Annotated in this window: 17 protein-coding genes and 2 pseudogenes; 14 read left to right on the top strand and 5 right to left on the bottom strand. The window is 59.8% G+C overall.

From position 1 onward, the window contains the following. The first annotated feature begins 263 nt into the window (after positions 1-263). The gene (gene dapA / locus U5760_RS09365) at positions 264-1,118 is read left to right on the top strand and encodes a 4-hydroxy-tetrahydrodipicolinate synthase (protein ID WP_322011253.1); all 855 of its coding nucleotides are present in this window, start codon (positions 264-266) and stop codon (positions 1,116-1,118) included. 130 nt (positions 1,119-1,248) lie between these two features. Here the strand turns inward: dapA and U5760_RS09360 are convergent. From U5760_RS09360 to U5760_RS09345, 4 genes and pseudogenes are all read right to left on the bottom strand, one after another. Next, positions 1,249-1,479, bottom strand: a pseudogene (locus U5760_RS09360) (DUF2866 domain-containing protein); the annotation flags it as partial. A 280-nt stretch (positions 1,480-1,759) separates the two neighbouring features. Continuing rightward, positions 1,760-1,957, bottom strand: coding sequence for a DUF3562 domain-containing protein (locus U5760_RS09355; protein WP_322011251.1), 198 nt, complete (start codon positions 1,955-1,957; stop codon positions 1,760-1,762). Positions 1,958-2,199: 242 nt separating this feature from the next. After that, entirely contained in the window at positions 2,200-3,261 is a 1,062-nt protein-coding gene (locus tag U5760_RS09350) for an alkene reductase (protein ID WP_322011249.1), read from the bottom strand. Positions 3,262-3,326: 65 nt separating this feature from the next. Continuing rightward, a complete protein-coding gene (locus tag U5760_RS09345; RefSeq protein WP_322011248.1) occupies positions 3,327-3,653 on the bottom strand; it encodes a metalloregulator ArsR/SmtB family transcription factor in 327 nt (108 codons plus the stop codon). Between the two features lie 269 nt (positions 3,654-3,922). Between U5760_RS09345 and U5760_RS09340 the strand changes: the two genes are divergently transcribed. Continuing rightward, a complete protein-coding gene (locus U5760_RS09340; protein ID WP_322011247.1) occupies positions 3,923-4,279 on the top strand; it encodes a hypothetical protein in 357 nt (118 codons plus the stop codon). 90 nt (positions 4,280-4,369) lie between these two features. Here U5760_RS09340 and U5760_RS09335 read toward each other — a convergent pair whose 3' ends face one another. Next, a complete protein-coding gene (locus tag U5760_RS09335) occupies positions 4,370-4,765 on the bottom strand; it encodes a helix-turn-helix domain-containing protein (RefSeq protein WP_322011246.1) in 396 nt (131 codons plus the stop codon). Between the two features lie 117 nt (positions 4,766-4,882). On the opposite strand from U5760_RS09335, the gene U5760_RS09330 reads away from it, so the two are divergent. The 12 genes and pseudogenes from U5760_RS09330 (at position 4,883) to U5760_RS09275 (ending at position 17,561) form a co-directional block, all read left to right on the top strand. Next, the gene (locus tag U5760_RS09330) at positions 4,883-5,305 is read left to right on the top strand and encodes a nuclear transport factor 2 family protein (RefSeq protein WP_322011245.1); all 423 of its coding nucleotides are present in this window, start codon (positions 4,883-4,885) and stop codon (positions 5,303-5,305) included. Between the two features lie 11 nt (positions 5,306-5,316). Beyond that, a complete protein-coding gene (locus U5760_RS09325; RefSeq protein WP_322011244.1) occupies positions 5,317-5,925 on the top strand; it encodes an FMN-dependent NADH-azoreductase in 609 nt (202 codons plus the stop codon). Between the two features lie 309 nt (positions 5,926-6,234). Next, positions 6,235-7,290, top strand: coding sequence for a helix-turn-helix domain-containing protein (locus U5760_RS09320; RefSeq protein ID WP_322011242.1), 1,056 nt, complete (start codon positions 6,235-6,237; stop codon positions 7,288-7,290). A gap of 454 nt (positions 7,291-7,744) precedes the next feature. Continuing rightward, positions 7,745-8,581, top strand: coding sequence for an alpha/beta hydrolase (locus U5760_RS09315; protein WP_322011241.1), 837 nt, complete (start codon positions 7,745-7,747; stop codon positions 8,579-8,581). Positions 8,582-8,788: 207 nt separating this feature from the next. Then, positions 8,789-10,243 carry a catalase gene (locus U5760_RS09310; protein ID WP_322011240.1) on the top strand — a complete coding sequence of 485 codons (1,455 nt, stop codon included), beginning with the start codon at positions 8,789-8,791 and terminating at the stop codon, positions 10,241-10,243. A gap of 124 nt (positions 10,244-10,367) precedes the next feature. Beyond that, positions 10,368-10,832: a DUF305 domain-containing protein gene (locus tag U5760_RS09305; RefSeq protein ID WP_415914078.1), complete on the top strand. Its 465-nt coding sequence runs from the start codon at positions 10,368-10,370 to the stop codon at positions 10,830-10,832. After that, positions 10,829-12,270: pseudogene (locus U5760_RS09300) on the top strand (YncE family protein). Before U5760_RS09305 ends, U5760_RS09300 begins: the two are co-directional and overlap by 4 nt. A gap of 111 nt (positions 12,271-12,381) precedes the next feature. Next, positions 12,382-13,875 (top strand): PLP-dependent aminotransferase family protein, encoded by a 1,494-nt coding sequence (locus U5760_RS09295; RefSeq protein ID WP_322011238.1) that lies wholly within the window; start codon positions 12,382-12,384, stop codon positions 13,873-13,875. A gap of 179 nt (positions 13,876-14,054) precedes the next feature. After that, positions 14,055-15,269: a PLP-dependent aminotransferase family protein gene (locus U5760_RS09290; RefSeq protein ID WP_322011237.1), complete on the top strand. Its 1,215-nt coding sequence runs from the start codon at positions 14,055-14,057 to the stop codon at positions 15,267-15,269. A 386-nt stretch (positions 15,270-15,655) separates the two neighbouring features. Further along, positions 15,656-16,645 (top strand): LysR family transcriptional regulator, encoded by a 990-nt coding sequence (locus tag U5760_RS09285; RefSeq protein WP_322011236.1) that lies wholly within the window; start codon positions 15,656-15,658, stop codon positions 16,643-16,645. 268 nt (positions 16,646-16,913) lie between these two features. Then, on the top strand, positions 16,914-17,252 hold the full coding sequence (locus U5760_RS09280; protein WP_322011234.1) for a DUF4148 domain-containing protein: 339 nt from the start codon (positions 16,914-16,916) through the stop codon (positions 17,250-17,252). A gap of 123 nt (positions 17,253-17,375) precedes the next feature. Beyond that, positions 17,376-17,561, top strand: coding sequence for a hypothetical protein (locus tag U5760_RS09275; protein WP_322011233.1), 186 nt, complete (start codon positions 17,376-17,378; stop codon positions 17,559-17,561). Positions 17,562-17,611: the final 50 nt, after the last annotated feature.

Genomic DNA, 17,611 nt, shown 5'->3' with positions numbered 1-17,611 from the left:
GCATGTCACGCGTCCCCGTCCGTCACGATCGACCGAATACCGCCGCTGCGCGCGCGGTGCCGGCGTTCGTGCGCACCGTGGCGGCCCGCGTGAAATCCAAAGCCAAAAAACAGCTGCTCATCTGACCGGGGCCTGCTGTTCCGTCAGATGAGGTGCGACGGAACAGTCAGTCGAAGGCGCCCTGCCTCCCGCATCCCCGGCTTGCTTCCCTCCTGCGCACCGCACTGCGGACTTTTCGATACGGTCGAGTTCTAGGGAAAGTCATGTCCAACTTTTCGGGTATCTGGATTCCGCTCATCACGCCGTTCAACGCGGGCGAGGTCGATCACGCCGCGCTCGACGCGCTGGTGCGCCACTACGTGCGCGCCGGCGTGGCCGGCTTCGTGGCGCTCGGCACGACAGGCGAGCCCGCCGCGCTCGATGCGCGCGAGCAGGATGCCGTGCTCGCGACCGTGCTGGCGGCGGCCGGCGCGGCGCCGGTGGTCGCGGGCGTGAGCGGGAACCACACGGCTTCGGTGTGCGAGCGCGTGAGCGAGCTGAACGCGCTACCGCTCGCGGGCGTGCTGGCGGCCGCGCCGTACTACATCCGGCCCTCGCAGGCCGGCGTGATCGGCCATTTCACGGCCATCGCCGACGCGAGCCGCAAGCCCGTGATCCTCTACGACATTCCGGCGCGCACCGGCGTGCGGCTCGAACTGCCGACGCTGCTGGAACTCGCGGGCCACGAACGCATTGTCGCGGTGAAGGATTGCGGCGGCTCGCTCGACAAGACGCTTTCGCTGATTCTCGACGGGCGGCTGCAGGTGCTCTGCGGCGAAGATCTGGAAATGTTCGGCGTACTGTGCGCGGGCGCAAGCGGGGCGATCGCGGCATCGGCGCATCTGCAGACGGAGCGCTTCGTGGCGATGGAGCACGCGTTGCGCGAGGGGCGGCTGGCCGAGGCGCGTTCGCTCTGGCACGCGCTGGTGCCGCTGGTGCGTGCGTCGTTTGCGGAACCGAATCCGGCGCCCGTGAAGGCCGCGCTTGCTCGCTGCGGACTGATCCGCAACGAACTGCGCGCGCCGATGACGACGGCGAGCGCAGCGCTCGAGGCTGAATTGGGGGAGCGGGTGGCGTAAGGCTGCGGCAGGGCAGCGTGCCGCCGCGCCTTCAGCGTGCCACGCGCACGCTCGCGCCGGAGCGGGCGCGCCGGCGGCGGCGGGGGCGTTCGCCTTCGGGCTCGGCGGGTTCGCCGTTGAGCAGGATGCGGCGGCCAGGCACGTGCGCGGCAACGAGACGCGCGATGTCGAGCGCCGTGCTATCGGCGGGCACGACCTGGCGGCGCGCGCCGTCGTCGAGCGGCGTGGTCCATTCGACGAGCAGGCAGGGGCGGCCCCAAGGCTGCTGCAGCGGACCCGAAACCCGGCAGCTCGCGACGTTTGCCCGCGCGCCGTCGTTCAGCAGCGCCTGCAGGTGCATCAGCACGTCGTTTTCAACCATGAACTGGCTCCTTCGTTCTTCTTCGCCTCGCCGGCCACTGCCGACGCGAGACAGGCGACGGCACCGTATAAAAAAACGCCGCCAATGCTCCGGCGGCTCAACAGGGGTGATCGTATGGTTACAGTGAAGAATTAAATGAAGCTTAAGAGGGGGCGATGCAGCGAACCTGCGTGCCGAAGCGACGCGGCAACCGAAAAACGGCTGCGCGTGAGCACACGGATCGAACGATCCGCGCGAATAAAGTCCAGATAGTGAGACCGGGCGGGCGCCCGGAAAAAGCCTAGTGTCGCGACTTTTGCTTCTCGCGCAGCGTGGCTCTCACCTTGCGTGCCACGAATAGCGGGAGATAGTCCTGGATGCGTGCGTCTTCGCGATAGCTGTCGAAAGTGTCGGCGTAAATGCGCGCGACGGTTTCCTCGGGCGTGTTGGTTTCGGTGGCGATGGTCTGGACGATTTGCGCGACGTCGGCTTGAGGCATGAGGGGTCTCCAGTCAGCGGGGCGAGGCAGGGGCGGGGGCAAAAGGCAGGGTTCCCATTAGAGAGCACGGGCGCGCCAGGCGCCAATTGAATCGCGCTATGGAATAGGCGCCGAGGAAGGGAGGTCCTCGCCGACTTTCGGCGTTTGCGCGCGCAGTCGTTGCGCGTTGCGCCATGCGAAAAAAGGGGCGGCCGTGGCCACCCCTTTTTCATTGATGCGGGGCGCGAGCGCGCCCCGCGACATCACGCGACGTTTTCGAGCGCCGGGTAGTCGGTATAGCCCGTTTCGCCACGCGCGTAATACGTGGACGGATTCGGCGCGTTGAGCGGCGCATTCAGTTCGAAGCGGCGCGGCAGGTCGGGGTTCGCGATGAACAGCTGACCCCAGGCCACGGCATCGGCTTCGCCGTCGGCAAGCAGCGCTTGCGCCGATTCCAGCGAGAACTTCTCGTTCGCGATGTACGGGCCGCCGAATTCGGCCTTCAGTTGCGGACCGAGGCGATTGTCGCCGAGCGATTCGCGCGCGCAGATGAACGCGATCTTGCGCTTGCCGAGTTCGCGTGCGACGTAGCCGAACGTGGCTGCGGGGTTCGAATCGCCCATCGTGTGCGCGTCGCCGCGCGGTGCCAGATGCACGCCCACGCGGTTCGCGCCCCAGACGTCGATACATGCGTCGGTGACTTCGAGCAGCAGGCGTGCGCGGTTCTCGATCGGGCCGCCGTAGGCGTCGGTGCGACGGTTCGTGCTGTCTTGCAGGAACTGGTCGATCAGGTAGCCGTTCGCGGCGTGCACTTCCACGCCGTCGAAGCCCGCGGCCTTCGCGTTCAGCGCGCCCTGGCGGAATGCGGCCACGACGCCCGGGATTTCGTCGGTTTCGAGCGCGCGCGGCGTCACGAATTCGCGTTGCGGACGCACGAGGCTCACGAAGCCTTGCGCCGCGATGGCGCTCGGCGCGACCGGCAGTTCGCCGTCGAGGAAGATGGGGTCGGAAATGCGGCCCACGTGCCATAGCTGCAGGAAGATGCGGCCGCCCGCGGCGTGCACGGCATCGGTCACGAGTTTCCAGCCTTCAACCTGCTCCTGCGACCAGATGCCTGGCGTTTCGGCGTAGCCGACGCCTTGCGGCGTGACCGAAGTCGCTTCGCTGATGATGAGGCCGGCCGATGCGCGCTCGGCGTAGTACTTCGCCATGAGCGCGTTGGGCACGCGTGCCTCGCCGGCGCGCTGGCGCGTAAGCGGCGCCATGATCACGCGATTGGGCAGCGTGAGGTCGCCGATCTGAATGGGGTCGAACAGGGTTGCCATATGTCACCTTGGGCGGGCGCGGCCCGCGTCGTGCTTGTGCAGGGAATGAACGGACGATGACCCCGTCACAACTGGGCGTTCACGTGGGCGAGAAACGCCTCGATGACGGTGTCGTTGCGCTTGAAGAAAACCCACTGGCCGACGCGTTTCGACGTCACGAGCCCCGCCTTCTGGAGCACCGCGAGGTGAGCCGAGACGGTGGATTGCGACAGGCCGCAGCGGGCGTCGATCTTGCCCGCGCAAACGCCGTGGTCGAGCGGAATCTCCTGCTCCGGAAAATACATCTGCGGCTCGCGCAGCCACATCAGGATCTCGCGCCGCACGGGGTTGGCGAGGGCCTTGTGGATGGCGTCGATGTCGAGCTCGGCAGGGACGGAAGCGGGTTTCTTCATACGGGGTGCATCGTAACTGGACGAAGTTTATATCGTAATTCTACGATATGGGCGATGACACTGGTTTCAATAGGGTGTTGTGTGATCCGTGGGAATAAAGTGCGTCAGGTGTTGTTGTTCTAATAAACCGCTCGAATCGTTTGAGCTTTCGCGGAGGAATGACAGTGCCAAATAGAGGGCAACGATGTGTTCCCGCACGAGCTCCGGGTGTAAGAGTCCTCGCTGCGGAGCCCAGAAGGCCATGATCGTTTCGGCGCACCGCGCCCCGCATGATCAACGAATCGACAGTAATGTTTCGTGCGACACCTCCGAATTACAACGCGTCTCTTAACGACGCACGTATCGCGCTAGAAACGCTGGCTGTCGACCTTGCGGAAAGCCTGACGGCATTGAATGACCCGAGCTACAACGCAGCAAAATGGGGAGCCGTGATTTCCTGTCTGAGAACAGCGGGGCTGATCAGCCTGGAGGAGGAGAGAGGCCTGGCCGGCGTGTATGGTTTCGTCAGCCCCGTATCCCATCGGCCGGTCGGAGTTTCAGAAGAGCAGAGGGCTCGTCTGGGTCGGCCACTCGCGCTCGGCATGTGCTGGTTCTCGCTGAAGCGGAAATTCGGCTCGAGGTTGTAGGCACAACATTTGGCATGGCTAACGGCTGGATAGTGCCAGGCGATAAGTCGCGGCAAAAACACTCGGTGCCGGTCTCGCATAAGAGAGCCGCTATTTCGCGTCATAGGTGGATTGAGCCTGCCTGACTTGTTCCCAGTTGTCTTTGGCCCAATCGACCAATCCCTGTGTCGGGAGCAGCAGGCTCCGCCCGAGGTCTGTCATCTCGTATTCAACGCGCGGCGGCACTTCAGGAAACACCTCGCGAATCACCAGTCCGTCGCGCTCGAGATTCTTCAGGGTCACGGAAAGCATTCGCTGCGAGATCCCCGGAACCGCACGTTCAAGCTGGGAAAATCGTGCGCGTCCGCCGAGGAGGTCGAGCGACAGCACGACGAAGATCGTCCACTTGTCGCCGATCTTCGTCAGCAGTTCCCGAACCGCCATCGGGTCCGAGCTTCTGCAAATCGCAGCGGGGTCCAGTTGACTGCCTTTGCCCGACTTCTTCATAACTTACCTCGACGTTAGTGACTGAATTTAAGGTGCCTTCTTCCTTGAGAAAAGCTTCCGATTTATATTCAACTCTCATTCTGTAAGTAACCTGCCGAAGCGCGCAAGGAGTTTGGAATGCCGAAGCCCAAATATGCTGCCTACGAGGCCGCAGACCCTTACTTCAATCTGGTTCGAGGAGCGCTAGGTGACTTCGTCGATGGTGAACATTTCTTCGACATCGTCGCCGACGACGTCATCTACGAGGTTCTCTACGATCTGGGTTGGCCTCGCGTTATCGAAGGACGGACCGCTCTGATGGCTGCGTTCAGGGGGTATGTCGACAACATTGCACTTCAGTCCGCCGATAAGTTGATTACCCACAGGACGGGCGACGGTTGCGTCATCGAATACGAGGTCCACGGAACCATCCTCGCGACAGGCACGAAATACAACAATCGGTTCTGCTCAATCATCAAGATCGGAAACCGGAAGATCACGTCCTGGAGGGACTACATGGACTCTCATGCGGCCTGGAATGCATTGACTGCCAAGAATTAGGAGATACCGATATGACGCAAATTTTGATGATCGAGGTGAGCCCGAGGGGCAAGGACTCGGCGAGTCGAGCGGTCGCCGATATGCTCGCTGCACGGCTCACCGACCACTATCCGTCGGCAAAGTTCGTGCGCCGCGACCTGGCCGCCGAGCATCTTCCTCATTTGGACGAAATCACGCTCCCAGCCATCTCGACGAAGGACCCGGCCGAGGCGGAAAGGCTGAAGGAAGTGGCCCACCAGTCGGATCAACTAACAGACGAGCTCCTGGAATCCGACGTTCTGGTTATCGCGACGCCGATGTGGAATTTCGGCATTCCTTCTGCCCTCAAAGCATGGATCGATTTGGTCGTTCGGCCAGGAAGAACCTTCCAATACTCTGACGGCGGCGTCCTCGGTCTGGCAAAAGGCAAGAAAGCCATTCTGGTTCTGGCTTCAGGAGGCGTCTTCACCGGAGGCCCGTGGCGCTCCTGGGATTTTGTCGAGCCCTATCTTCGCCAAATTCTTGGCTTCATTGGCATCGTGGATGTGCAGACCGTTCGGGCCGAGGGCATGAACATTCCCGATTTGGCCGCCGATGCCGTATCGAGGGCCAACAAGGCTGTCGGGGAGCTTGCCTTATAACAGCCTATGTGTTCGCGGCAGCTCGTTGCGACTTGCCATCAGTCGCGCGGCGCTTCTGCTGGTTGGCCAGGCGGTGAAAAGAAACACGCTGAAGCGGTGCGCTGGTGGTGCCGGTGACTCCGTCGCGACAAGGTATGGATTGACTGCGAAGAAATAGGGGGCAACGACATGAGTCAAAATATGATGACTGAGGTGAGCCGAACGGGGAAGAAGGACTCGGTGAGCCCGGCGGGTGCAGATACGCTCGCCCCGGTTCGGCGACCCACTATCGTCTAGAATTTAAACCTCACCCAAAGGGAGGGGGAGCGCGTGACATTAAAACCCCTGATCAGCCATCCGCCTGCCGTCCCTATTGCTATGGCGTACGCACGTTCTGAAGGTGCGGTATCGCGCGGCTTATCACGCGACGTTATATTTCGAGAGGCTCTCGTCGATCCAAAAACGCAGACGGATGTTTCCTTTGCCCAACTCGTTTTACTCTATCTAATTTCAATCAAAGAGACCGACGACAAATTTGGCGGCCTCGGGCGGCGCTCGTTCCCTCCATCTCAAATCGTTCTGATGCTCCGAGTGATGATGGGCTGTGACACGCTTGAATGTGCGCTGCGTAGTCTTGCGCGATTTCATGAAACGGGACAGTCGATCTCCATCGGTCTAAGGATCCGCGCGTCGGAAGCCGAACTCTGCGTATTCTGTGACGACGCATTGGGTGGTGAGAACGCGCCCGCCATCGAAGACATATACATTAGCACCCTGTTTGGGGGATTGAGTTACTTCCTCGGCCGACGCTTTCCGGTGACCGCTATCGTAACCCGCAACCGAGCCTTCGCCTCTAGCACCCGCCACTGGTCGATTGCGGTTCCGCTACACCTTGGCCCGGTGGCGGCGATCCGGTTTTCCAGGTCGTTGTTGGCCGAGCGCCGTCAAGGTATTCCGACTGACGATATCTGGTGGGCCGTACTTGAATGCTGGCTCTCGCACGCCCACGGAGTTCACACGAGAGTAAGCCACTGCGCCGCCTCGATCCGGCAACTCAATACCACGGCGCTTTGTGACGAACTCGGAATCAGTCCCGCCACGTTTCGACGGAAGAATAGCGCCTCTGGAGGTACCTTTCGTCATTTCCGCGAGGAAACGTTGGTCAGAGCCAGTCTCAGCCTCCTGGCCGATGGTTCGCGGAGCATAAGTTCGATTGCAGCGGAACTTGGATACGCCGACGTCCGTAGTTACCGGCGTTTCATCAAGGGTGCAACCGGGCTAACGCCTGATCAACTTCGAACAAACAGTGACGCCACCTCGATGGGGGCGCTCGAACCCGAAGTCATTGCCCGCATCATGGGGGTGGCCAACGGGCTTAGCCGCTAATTCGCATTCTTTCGTAGGCACAATTGGAAATCCATGAAAGAAGATAGCCGAACGGAGCATCAACGTCGGGCTGTCTCAACTGCTGAGCGAATTTGTCCCCATCCGCATCCCAGTTTAAGCGAAGTTGTCAGCTTGTCCGTTTCAGCCAACTGGATAAACTTTCGTGTGTCTCCCGCCGTTTAGTCGAAAGGCTATAGGGTAAGACAATGAAATGAAGTGAATAGTCGCCTGAACTCGCATTGTTTGTTTCAGGAATCGGGTTCGTCTCCCCACTCTCTTGAGCATGAAAATGAAAACAACTTCAGACGCATCACGCTCTACTGTCTCTCGACGGGACGTGCTAGTCGGCGCGGGAGCTCTCGCAGTCTCTGCGGTGAGCGCGCCCGTCTTTGCAGTCGGCACGAAAACCGGAGCGGCATCTCACAAGTCCACGCAGCCAACAGGAGCTAACATCATGTCATTCGTCAGGACCAAAGACGGGGTTGATATTTTCTACAAGGATTGGGGGCCCAAGAATGCTCAGCCAATCGTCTTCCATCACGGTTGGCCACTGAGCTCGGACGATTGGGATGCACAGATGCTCTTTTTCCTCGCTCATGGGTACCGCGTCGTTGCGCACGATCGCCGTGGGCATGGCCGTTCAACCCAAGTCGGTGACGGTCACGACATGGACCACTATGCTGCGGATGCCTCGGCCGTGGCCGAGCATCTTGACCTCAGGAATGCTGTCCATATCGGCCATTCGACTGGCGGCGGCGAAGTTGCCCGGTATGTCGCGCGATTTGGTGAACCGCAGGGCCGCGTCGCCAAAGCCGTTCTGGTTAGCTCCGTTCCACCGCTGATGCTCAAGACCGAGAAGAACCCCGACGGTACACCGATCGGTGTGTTTGACGGCTTCCGCAAGGCTCTCGCCGACAACCGGACGCAATTCTTCCTCGATGTGGCGTCGGGGCCGTTCTATGGTTTCAATCGCCCGGGCGCAAAGGTTTCTCAGGGAATTATCGACAACTGGTGGCGCCAGGGCATGATGGGTGCCGCTAATGCACATTATGAGGGTATCAAAGCCTTTTCGGAGACCGATCAGACGGAGGACCTGAAGGCGATTACAGTACCGACGCTGGTCATCCAGGGCGACGACGATCAAGTCGTGCCCTACAAGGACGCATCGGTGCTTCAGGCCAAGTTGATCAAGAACAGCACGCTCAAGATTTACCCAGGCTTTCCCCATGGCATGCTCACGACGAATGCGGACGTGATCAACCCGGATCTCCTGGCCTTCATTAAGGGTTAGGTGTTCGAACAATGGAAGCGTCTAGCCGGAGCGGCCGCATGGCAGTTCTAGTTTGGCGCGATCCATGAAGATCGTGACTTCGTCGTATCTTCAGAATACCGTGCGCGACTAGTGCAAATGCCTGGCCCGAGAATTTCCACCGCTCACGGCACGGCTTCCTTTGGTCGCGCGTATCGGGGGCGGCTACCCTCGCCGAGGAGCTGGACCATGACTGCCAGGAACTTCACGACAACGACTGCCGGTGCTGCGATAGCGTCCGATGAATATTCGCGGACGGTTGGCTCCGATGGTCCGGTTGTTCTGCACGATGTTTACCTCGTCGAAAAACTCGCTCAGTTCAATCGTGAGCGCGTTCCAGAGCGCGTCGTTCATGCAAAAGGCGGTGGAGCTTTTGGCAAGCTAACCGTTACCGAAGACGTTAGTGCGTATACGCGCGCCGCCCTTTTTCAGCCCGGTGTCGAGACGGAGATGCTGGCGCGATTCTCAACAGTTGCGGGAGAAATGGGATCGCCGGACACTTGGCGCGATCTCCGCGGCTTCGCGCTGAAATTCTATACGTCCGAAGGAAATTACGACATTGTCGGCAACGACACGCCGGTATTCTTCATCCGCGACGGGATCAAATTTCCTGACTTCATCCGCTCGCAGAAGCGGTTGCCCGACAGAAATCTCCGGGACCCGGAGATGCAGTGGGATTTCTGGACGCTCTCTCCTGAGAGCGCCCATCAGGTCGCGTACCTCATGGGCGATCGTGGCTTGCCCGCCAACTGGCGCAAAATGAACGGCTACGGCTCGCACACCTATCAATGGATAAACGCCGCCGGCGAGCGCTTCTGGATCAAGTATCATTTCCACAGCCAGCAGGGCTCGCAGAACCTCACCGACGAAGAGGCGGCGGTAATCACGGCGCGGGATTCGGACTATCATATCCGAGACTTGTTTGAGGCCATCGAACGCGGCGAGTTTCCAAGGTGGACGGTATCCATCCAGGTGATGCCATATGAAGAGGCGAAGACCTACCGGATCAACCCGTTCGATCTCACCAAGACGTGGCCACATTCGGATTATCCGCTGGTAAGAATTGGCGAGTTTGTGCTGGACAGCAATCCGGAGAACTACTTCGCGGAGATCGAACAGGCGGCGTTCGAACCGTCAAACCTCGTACCCGGGATCGATGTTAGTCCCGACAAGATGTTGCTTGCGCGTGTGTTCGCGTACGCCGATGCGCACCGCTACCGCATCGGCTCGAACTACAACGAGCTTCCCGTGAATCGGCCCCAAAGTGACGTACACAGCTACGCCAAGGACGGCCACCTCCGTCATTTTTTTAAACCAGGCAAGATGCCGGTATACGCGCCAAATTCCTTTGGTGGCCCGAAGGCCGATCCGACGCTGGCTGCGGAGATCGGGGGGTGGAGGGCTGACGGGGATCTAATGCGGTCAGCGTATACCAGGCGCGCGGACGATGATGATTTCCGCCAGGCCGGCGTGCTTGTGCGAGAGGTTTACAGTGAAGTCCAGCGGGCTCGCCTGATCCAGACTCTCGTCGGTCAATATCGGCAACTTCGGCTCGAAGAAATACGGGAGCGCTTCCTTTGGTATTGGGACAACATAGATCCCGATACGGGCACAAAGATCAGAAACGCCGTCGCATCGACTTAACCTCGCCTTACCATTCGATGGGCATTCACCGAATAGCGCTTCGCAGAAGTTCTCAAGATATTCTGGACTCCATATGGTAAAAGGGAATTTTTTCGGCTCGCTATTATGCGGTGTCTTATCGGTTATCGCCGCGATTTCTTTAAGCGCTGTCCGAACTGCGAGCGGCAAGGATAGCGAGCGTGCAATCGTAGCGGATACCGGTCTTTGTTCCGCTCGAGCTGCGGCCGCAGGAGAAAGTGAACGGCTGTTCCTGGCTGGGAACCAGCGAGCAATGGACAAGATGATGACGGGGATGGTGACAAAGCCGACAGGCGATGTGGATGAGGATTTCGCGGCGACGATGATCCCTCATCATCAGGGCGCCATTGACATGGCGGTACTTGAATTGCGCTACGGGCGCAACGAGCAACTGCGCCGGATCGCCCAGGAAATCATCGTCGATCAGCAGCAGGAGATCGCCGCCATGCGGCTGGCGTTGGGGCAGCAGCTACCACCCCCGACAGCGGCACCGACTCAGACCGGGGCGTCTCTCGCACCGGGTTCGGGCCCAACTCCCACCGGTCATCCGATGGAGGATATGTCGAAATGAAGACCCAAGAGATATTGGCTGTCGCATTCAGCGTTTGTTGCCTGGCCAGTGCTGCGCAAGCTGGACAAGCTCCTTTTGCGACCTCCGCGTCGAACATCTCGGTTAGCCATGCTGATCGGGTGTATGCGGCGGAGCAATTTTCCAATACCGTTTCGGTCATCGACCCCGCGTCGAACGAACTGCTGGGCGTTATTCGGTTGGGAGACCCGCAGCCGGGCAATTTCAGCCCACTTTATCGCGGCCAGGTCCTTGTGCATGGTATGGGCTTCTCTCCGGACAGGCAGACGATCGCGGTAGTGTCGATCGGATCGAATTCGGTGACCTTTATCGACACGAAGACAAACACAGTGAAGGCCACGACCTACGTCGGTCGCTCGCCGCATGAGGCTTTCTTCACCCCCGACGGCAGCGAGGTTTGGGTAACCGTGCGCGGCGAGGATTACGTGGCCGTGCTGGATGGCCGGACCTACAAGGAGATTGGGCGTATCCACACGCCGAATGGCCCCGGCATGACAATTTTCTCTCCCGACGGGAAGTACGGCTACGTGTGTTCCTCTTTCATACCCGAGTTGGTGGTCTTCGACGTTAAGTCCCACAGTGAGGTCGGGCGGGTTCCCCAGCCCAGCCCGTTTTGCCCGAACATCGCGGCGAGCCCGGATGGCGAGCAGGTTTGGTACACACTCAAGGATGTTGGCAAAACCGTTGTGATCAATGGTCGACCACCGTTCAACACGTTGAAGATTCTCGACACCGGTCCGATCACCAACCATGTCAATTTCGCGGACAACGCGAAGGGCCGATTCGCATACGTCACGGTCGGTGGCCTCAACGAGGTTCTGGCTTTCCGCCGGGATAACTTTGCGCAGGTGGCGACCATTCCAGTCGGGAAGCTTCCTCATGGGATATGGCCGTCAGGCGATGGAACGCGGGTCTACGTGGGCCTGGAGAATCAGGATGCTATGTTGCGATCGACACGCTGGAAAACCGTGTCATCGCCACGATCCCTATCGGGCAGGCCCCCCAGGCAGTGACCTACGTGTCCGGCGCTGCGGCGCCCGGAGACGATCGAGAGCACCTCCAGCCGCTCGGCCTGGCGGGGGAGACGGCCCACATCTCACTGGCGGCACCAGGTGCTGCGCCGATGACTAGCGTGAGTTTGTTTGATCAAGGACTTGTGCAGGTGCTACAGGCCGCAGTTACGGGTCTTGTGCCGAAGTCACCCTATGTGCTGGCATTGGCGCATTCACCCGATGGGCATGGAGTGCTGCAGCCCTTGGCGGCCTTCATGACCAATCCAGCGGGTAGCGCAATCGTCAATGCCGATGGGGCTATTCGGCAACTGGTAAGTGAAACAGCCACCCCAGAGCGGCGCTATCTGGTGATCGTTCCGGGGCAGCCGGAAAGCATGGGTGCTCCAGTACAGATCCAGTCGCCTTAGTACGTCGAGGTCATTCACCATGTGTGAGATCGCGGAGTGGCCGGCACGGCGGAATGGGAGTGCGATTCTAACGCGTACGATTTATTTCCAGTGTCCGTCCGTGAGGCGATAATGAAGCGCTATGAAGAACTCGCCAATACGATCGCGACGGAGATTGCTGCGGGCCGCATTAAGGCAGGTACACGGCTTCCGTCGGTCCGCACGCTGACTACCCAGTATGGGATTGGTCAAACCACAGTATTCCGCGCTTATTACCTGCTCGAAGAGCGTGGGCTCATCCAGGTCCGCGAACGCTCGGGGTATTACGTCGCACAGGGCGTCGTCGCGAACGTTCAACAGAACCCGGCCCGCGACGAGTCACCGGCGCCGGCTCTCGTCAGCGTCAGTGACGTAATCTTTTCGGTGCTGGACGCGGTTCGGCACCCGGGGATCGTGCCGCTCGGCTCGGCTTTCCCGTCGCCGATGCTGTTTCCGCTCTATCGACTTTCCCGGGCCATGTCCCAGGCGGGTCGCACGCTCGGCCCGTGGAACTCGGTGCTCGACATGCCGCCGGGAAACGAACATTTGCGCAGGCAGATCGCACTGCGCTACACCACGATGGGGGCGCCGCAGACGCTCGACGAAATCCTGATCACCAATGGTGCGCTCGAAGCGTTGAACCTGTGCCTTCTTGCCGTCACCAAACCCGGCGACATCGTGGCCATCGAGTCGCCGTGCTTTTATGCCGCGTTGCAGGCCGTCGAGCGCTTTGGCCTGCGCGCCGTAGAAATTCCGGTGGATCCGGTCACTGGCCTCGATCTGGGCGTACTCGAGTCCGCACTCCGGGCGCATCCCGTGCGGGCTGTCTGGGCGATGACGAATTTTCAGAACCCGACCGGTGCGTCCCTTTCGCGGGAGAAGAAGAGGGCGCTCGTCGCACTCCTGGCGAAATACCAGTGCCCGCTGATCGAAGACGATGTATACGGAGAGTTGTACTTCGGTCCCGAGCGCCCGCCCCCGGCGAAAGCATTCGATACGGAAGGACTCGTGATGCATTGCACGTCACTATCGAAAGTGCTCGCACCGGGGTACCGCCTGGGCTGGGTCGCGGCCGGACGCTTCGCGGACGCTGTGCGGCGGCAAAAACTGATGACCAGTATCTCGACAAGCGGACCGATTCAGGCAGGGTTGGCCGAATATTTGCAGCATGGCGGATTCGAGAAACATCTGCGAAAGCTGAGAACGACCCTCAATCATCAAATGGAAACGATGGAGGAGGCCATTCAGGCTGCGTTGCCGCGCAGCATCCGTTATCACCGGCCCGCCGGCGGCTACTTTCTGTGGCTGCGCCTGCCGGCGGAAGTCGATGCGATGCAGTTGCATGCCAGCGCGCTGACGCATGGCATCAACGTGACCCCCGGCACCATTTTCAGCCGCGGCAACCTCTATGGAAATTACATTCGCTTGAACTGCGGACATCCATGGACACCGAAGATGGCCGACGCGATCAAGACGCTGGGCGAACTCCTCGACACACTACTGTCGCGGGATGACCACGCCGCGTTGCCTTCGCCATCCCAGCCTTTGCTGCCGGTCGACGACGCAACCCGCCCGAACATCAGTTGAGCTGCCGAAAGTCGACGACGACCACATAACCTCTTCCGAAAACTGCTGCCGCAAAATAAACGCGATCTGCTGCTGTCAACACCGTCTCGTTGGAAATATCTTCTATCCACAGGTCGGCGTGCGCCCATGCACGCGCATCATGGCCCGCGAAAGCGGATGCAGACTGGATAGAAACCGTTATGAACCTCCACAATCATCCTTGCTGGAAGAATGCCTGCATTCTGTCCGGGCTAGAACAAGGCCATATGGCGGCCGCCTCCGGCCTGATTTCGTTTGCCCAGGGTACGGTCAGCAACCGCGTCATCGATACTGCGGGCATCCGCGAAGCAATGCAATGCGTGGCGAAGGCCTCCGGGACGGAACTCTTCCGGCAGAACGCACCAGAAGGATACTTGCCGTTACGTGAACTGCTTGCGGAGCGTATGCGAGCGAAAGGCATTCCTGTCGATGCGAGTGCACTCGTACTGACGAGCAATCTCCAGCACACGCTGATGACCATCGCTGCGGCCGTGCTTGCTCCAGGCGACCGTGTGCTCGTCGAGACGCCTTCGCCACCCTCATCAGTGGATACGCTCACGCGGGCCGGCGCTCATGTGGTGCCAGTGCCGGTCGATCGGGACGGCGTGATGCTTGACCAGCTCGAGTTCGCGTTGGCGAGGCATCGGCCTGCGCTCCTCTGCATCACACCGAATTTCGCCAACCCGACGGGGTTCGTCACGTCGCTGCGCAAACGCAAGCAGATTCTGCAGCTTGCCGTGGCCTACGATTGCTTCGTACTCGAGGATGATGGGTATGCAGAGCTCTATTTCCATGAGTCTCCACCACCGCCACTGATCAGTCTGGCGAACGACGTTGAACGCCGGCAAGTGATCTACGCGTCGAGTCTTGAAAGCCTGTTTCCGCAAACGCTGCGCCTGGGATGGTTCGTTGCTGACGCTTCGCTCCTCAGGCATGCGACCAGGCGGTTCCGGTCGGCGGATTTCGCGTCGCACCTTACGCAACTCGTCGCCTATCATTATCTGAACACCGGTCGGTTCGAAGTTGCGCTAGGCCGCATCCGCCGTCACTACCATGCAAAAGCAGCCGCAATGCTGCGTATTCTGCGGCGGGAACTGAGGGACCTCATTGTCGATACCAACCCGCTACAGGGCGGGATGTTCGCATGGGGGTCGCTGCCTGACTGCGATACCGCAAAACTGCTCGACCAATCCGCTCCGCGCGGTGTCATCTTTGCTCCTGGGGCACTGTTCTACCCCGAACATGTCGTTAGCCAGAAAATCCGGCTGTCCTTCGGCGGAACGGGCAACGACCAGATGACGGAAGGAATACGTCGAATTGCCCGCACGATGACCGAGTCGATCGATACACGTCTCGTCACGCTGCAGCAACGGTAACCCGTCTAGCTTCTTTAATTCCAGGAGCAGTACAAAACAATCCTTCACGATCGAGTCTAGTCAAGCCCGACGAGGATTCACGCTCTGCCTCCCTCAAAACTCTCCTCTCCGAATTATCTTCGCGGCTTCAAGCAAGCAGCACCTTCGAGTTCCCTCACTGTCTGCTGCCCAAAAACACTCATCAACTGACGCTTTCTGATCCGCAAATGGCTGCATACACTCGATGCAACATGCAACGAGTCGCCAATATGGGTCCAATCGCGCACGATCAAATCGATTCGAGACCATCCAGTTCGCGTGGATAAATTCCCGTCGTCCATCGCGGGAACATTCGATGCAGGTTCACACCAGATTGGCGACGTCACCGATAACGTGGAGAAGCAACCATGAATTTCACACACCTGATGGCGTTCTTCGAGGTCGCACGAGTAGGTAGCGTGAGCCGCGGCGCAGAGAAGCTATGCGTCAGTCAGCCTGCCGTCACGAGAGAGATCAAGGACCTCGAAGCGAGACTTGGCGTTACGCTATTCGATCGGCATTCGCGCGGGGTTATCCTGACGCACGCTGGTAGCGTGCTGTTCCGCTATGCCGAGACGATCTTCGGTCTCGCATTCGACGCGCAGCGCGAAATCAAGCAGCTTACCAACGGAACGGATGCAACGCTCAAGGTTGGCGCGACCGAAAGCGTCGCCGCATATCTCGTGCCGGCCATCATTCACGAGTTGCAGAACGACTTCCCGGATCTCAATGTTGAAGTAATGCTCGCGAGCTCGACCGATGCGGCGCTCGCCGTGCGTCGGCGCGTCAATTCGTTTGGGATAGTCGAAGAAAAGTTCGATCAGGGCGATCTCGAAACGGAAGTCCTCGGTGCCGATCCTATCGTTGCCGTCACGATACCGGCGCATCCGCTTCTGAGCCGGCGTACGGTCGCACGTGACCTGGTCGATCGGGAGTTGCTTCTCACGGACCCGCATTCCGGGTTGAGCTCGGCCGTCACGTCTGCCTATGCCGACATCGGATTGAAGATCAACCCCCGGTTCCGCATGAACAGTCAGGAAGGCATCAAGCGCTTATTGTTGATGCAAGGCGGCGTAGCTTACCTGCCTCTGATGTCGGTCATCGAGGAAATCCGCAGCGGAAAATTTTCTCTACTTCCGGTATGCGATGTCGTGGTGCAAAGGCAGATCCGACTCATCCGTCCAGTCGGGGCGCCATCAAACGAAACTGTCGAGCGGTTCCGCCAGATAGCGAAGCGGGTTCTTGCAGGCCTGCAACTCGTGTCGGAGCGCCGATGCGTAGAAGAGGCGCCAGCATCCGACACGAAGACGCCCAGCTATGCAATCCAGGCTGACCAGGTATGCACGGCCGGATGCTGAAAACATGACTTCATTGCCATAGCTGCAGGACATGGCACGCATTGCAACATCGTATTTTTCGTGCAGCATCCCTTCCATTAATCTTGAATCATCGGCTCGCTACTGAGGATCTTGACGATCAACGCGAAGTAGCAGAACCAGTCGACGCCGATAGCAGATAGCTGCCTGGAATAGTCGCCTCGGTCACGTTTTTGCGGTTGTGGGATACAGAGAAATCGGCGCATCGGTTCCTTTTCAGTTGAATATCGATTTACATAAGGAATTCGAAATGTATGTTATCCGTATAACAGCACTGTCCATTCTGTTGATCGGTAGCCTCGGCATCGAGGTGACCGCCTTCGCACAGGGCCTCACACGCGCCGAAGTGCGCGCGGACCTGATCCGCCTCGATCAGGCGGGCTACAACCCGAATGGGACGGCAGAGAACTATCCGCAGGACATTCAGGCCGCGGAGGCCAAGGTCGCCGCGCTGCAGGCGGACAGTTCGGTAGGTGGCTCGTCGATGTCGGGCACCTCCGCGGCCGGCGCGCCGGTTGCCGCGGCGGGAGACGTGCGACCGGCCTGTGTCGGTCCCGTGAGCTATTGCAATATCTTCGCGGGCAGCTGATTGTCGATGGTCCGCCCGATGCCGCCAGGACGATCCCGCCATTGAACCGGCTTCGTCCGTGGTATTGGGCAGGGCCATCATTCGCCCCCTCCTCTGATAGTCGCACACAAGCCAGGTGAAGCGATGAACCCGAAGCCGATACGCATCGCCTGTCAGATGATGTTGACCTCCATAACGCTCTATGTCACCGACGCATTGCTGCGTGCCGATAACAGTGTTGCCGGCGCAACGCTGCTGATCCTGGGGACGTTGTTCGCACATCTGGTTCGCCGCATCGGTTCGAATACGCATGCAGGTACGTCGGTCTGAAAGTTACCGGGCGTACGCACGTCACATGGAAAGGGCCGCGGTAGGGCTCC

It is taken from the genome of Paraburkholderia sp. J12 (assembly GCF_905220215.1).
Classification (GTDB): domain Bacteria; phylum Pseudomonadota; class Gammaproteobacteria; order Burkholderiales; family Burkholderiaceae; genus Paraburkholderia.
The sequence above is the reverse complement of the archived record's forward strand: the minus strand, read 5'-3'. Positions and strand labels throughout refer to the sequence as shown.

Bases quoted from the DNA above. Each gene is read 5' to 3' on its own strand.
- dapA (WP_322011253.1), top strand. From the start codon at position 264: ATGTCCAACTTTTCGGGTATCTGGATTCCGCTCATCACGCCGTTCAAC.
- U5760_RS09355 (WP_322011251.1), bottom strand. From the start codon at position 1,957: ATGCCTCAAGCCGACGTCGCGCAAATCGTCCAGACCATCGCCACCGAA.
- U5760_RS09350 (WP_322011249.1), bottom strand. From the start codon at position 3,261: ATGGCAACCCTGTTCGACCCCATTCAGATCGGCGACCTCACGCTGCCC.
- U5760_RS09345 (WP_322011248.1), bottom strand. From the start codon at position 3,653: ATGAAGAAACCCGCTTCCGTCCCTGCCGAGCTCGACATCGACGCCATC.
- U5760_RS09340 (WP_322011247.1), top strand. From the start codon at position 3,923: ATGATCAACGAATCGACAGTAATGTTTCGTGCGACACCTCCGAATTAC.
- U5760_RS09335 (WP_322011246.1), bottom strand. From the start codon at position 4,765: ATGAAGAAGTCGGGCAAAGGCAGTCAACTGGACCCCGCTGCGATTTGC.
- U5760_RS09330 (WP_322011245.1), top strand. From the start codon at position 4,883: ATGCCGAAGCCCAAATATGCTGCCTACGAGGCCGCAGACCCTTACTTC.
- U5760_RS09325 (WP_322011244.1), top strand. From the start codon at position 5,317: ATGACGCAAATTTTGATGATCGAGGTGAGCCCGAGGGGCAAGGACTCG.
- U5760_RS09315 (WP_322011241.1), top strand. From the start codon at position 7,745: ATGTCATTCGTCAGGACCAAAGACGGGGTTGATATTTTCTACAAGGAT.
- U5760_RS09310 (WP_322011240.1), top strand. From the start codon at position 8,789: ATGACTGCCAGGAACTTCACGACAACGACTGCCGGTGCTGCGATAGCG.
- U5760_RS09295 (WP_322011238.1), top strand. From the start codon at position 12,382: ATGAAGCGCTATGAAGAACTCGCCAATACGATCGCGACGGAGATTGCT.
- U5760_RS09290 (WP_322011237.1), top strand. From the start codon at position 14,055: ATGAACCTCCACAATCATCCTTGCTGGAAGAATGCCTGCATTCTGTCC.
- U5760_RS09285 (WP_322011236.1), top strand. From the start codon at position 15,656: ATGAATTTCACACACCTGATGGCGTTCTTCGAGGTCGCACGAGTAGGT.
- U5760_RS09280 (WP_322011234.1), top strand. From the start codon at position 16,914: ATGTATGTTATCCGTATAACAGCACTGTCCATTCTGTTGATCGGTAGC.
- U5760_RS09275 (WP_322011233.1), top strand. From the start codon at position 17,376: ATGAACCCGAAGCCGATACGCATCGCCTGTCAGATGATGTTGACCTCC.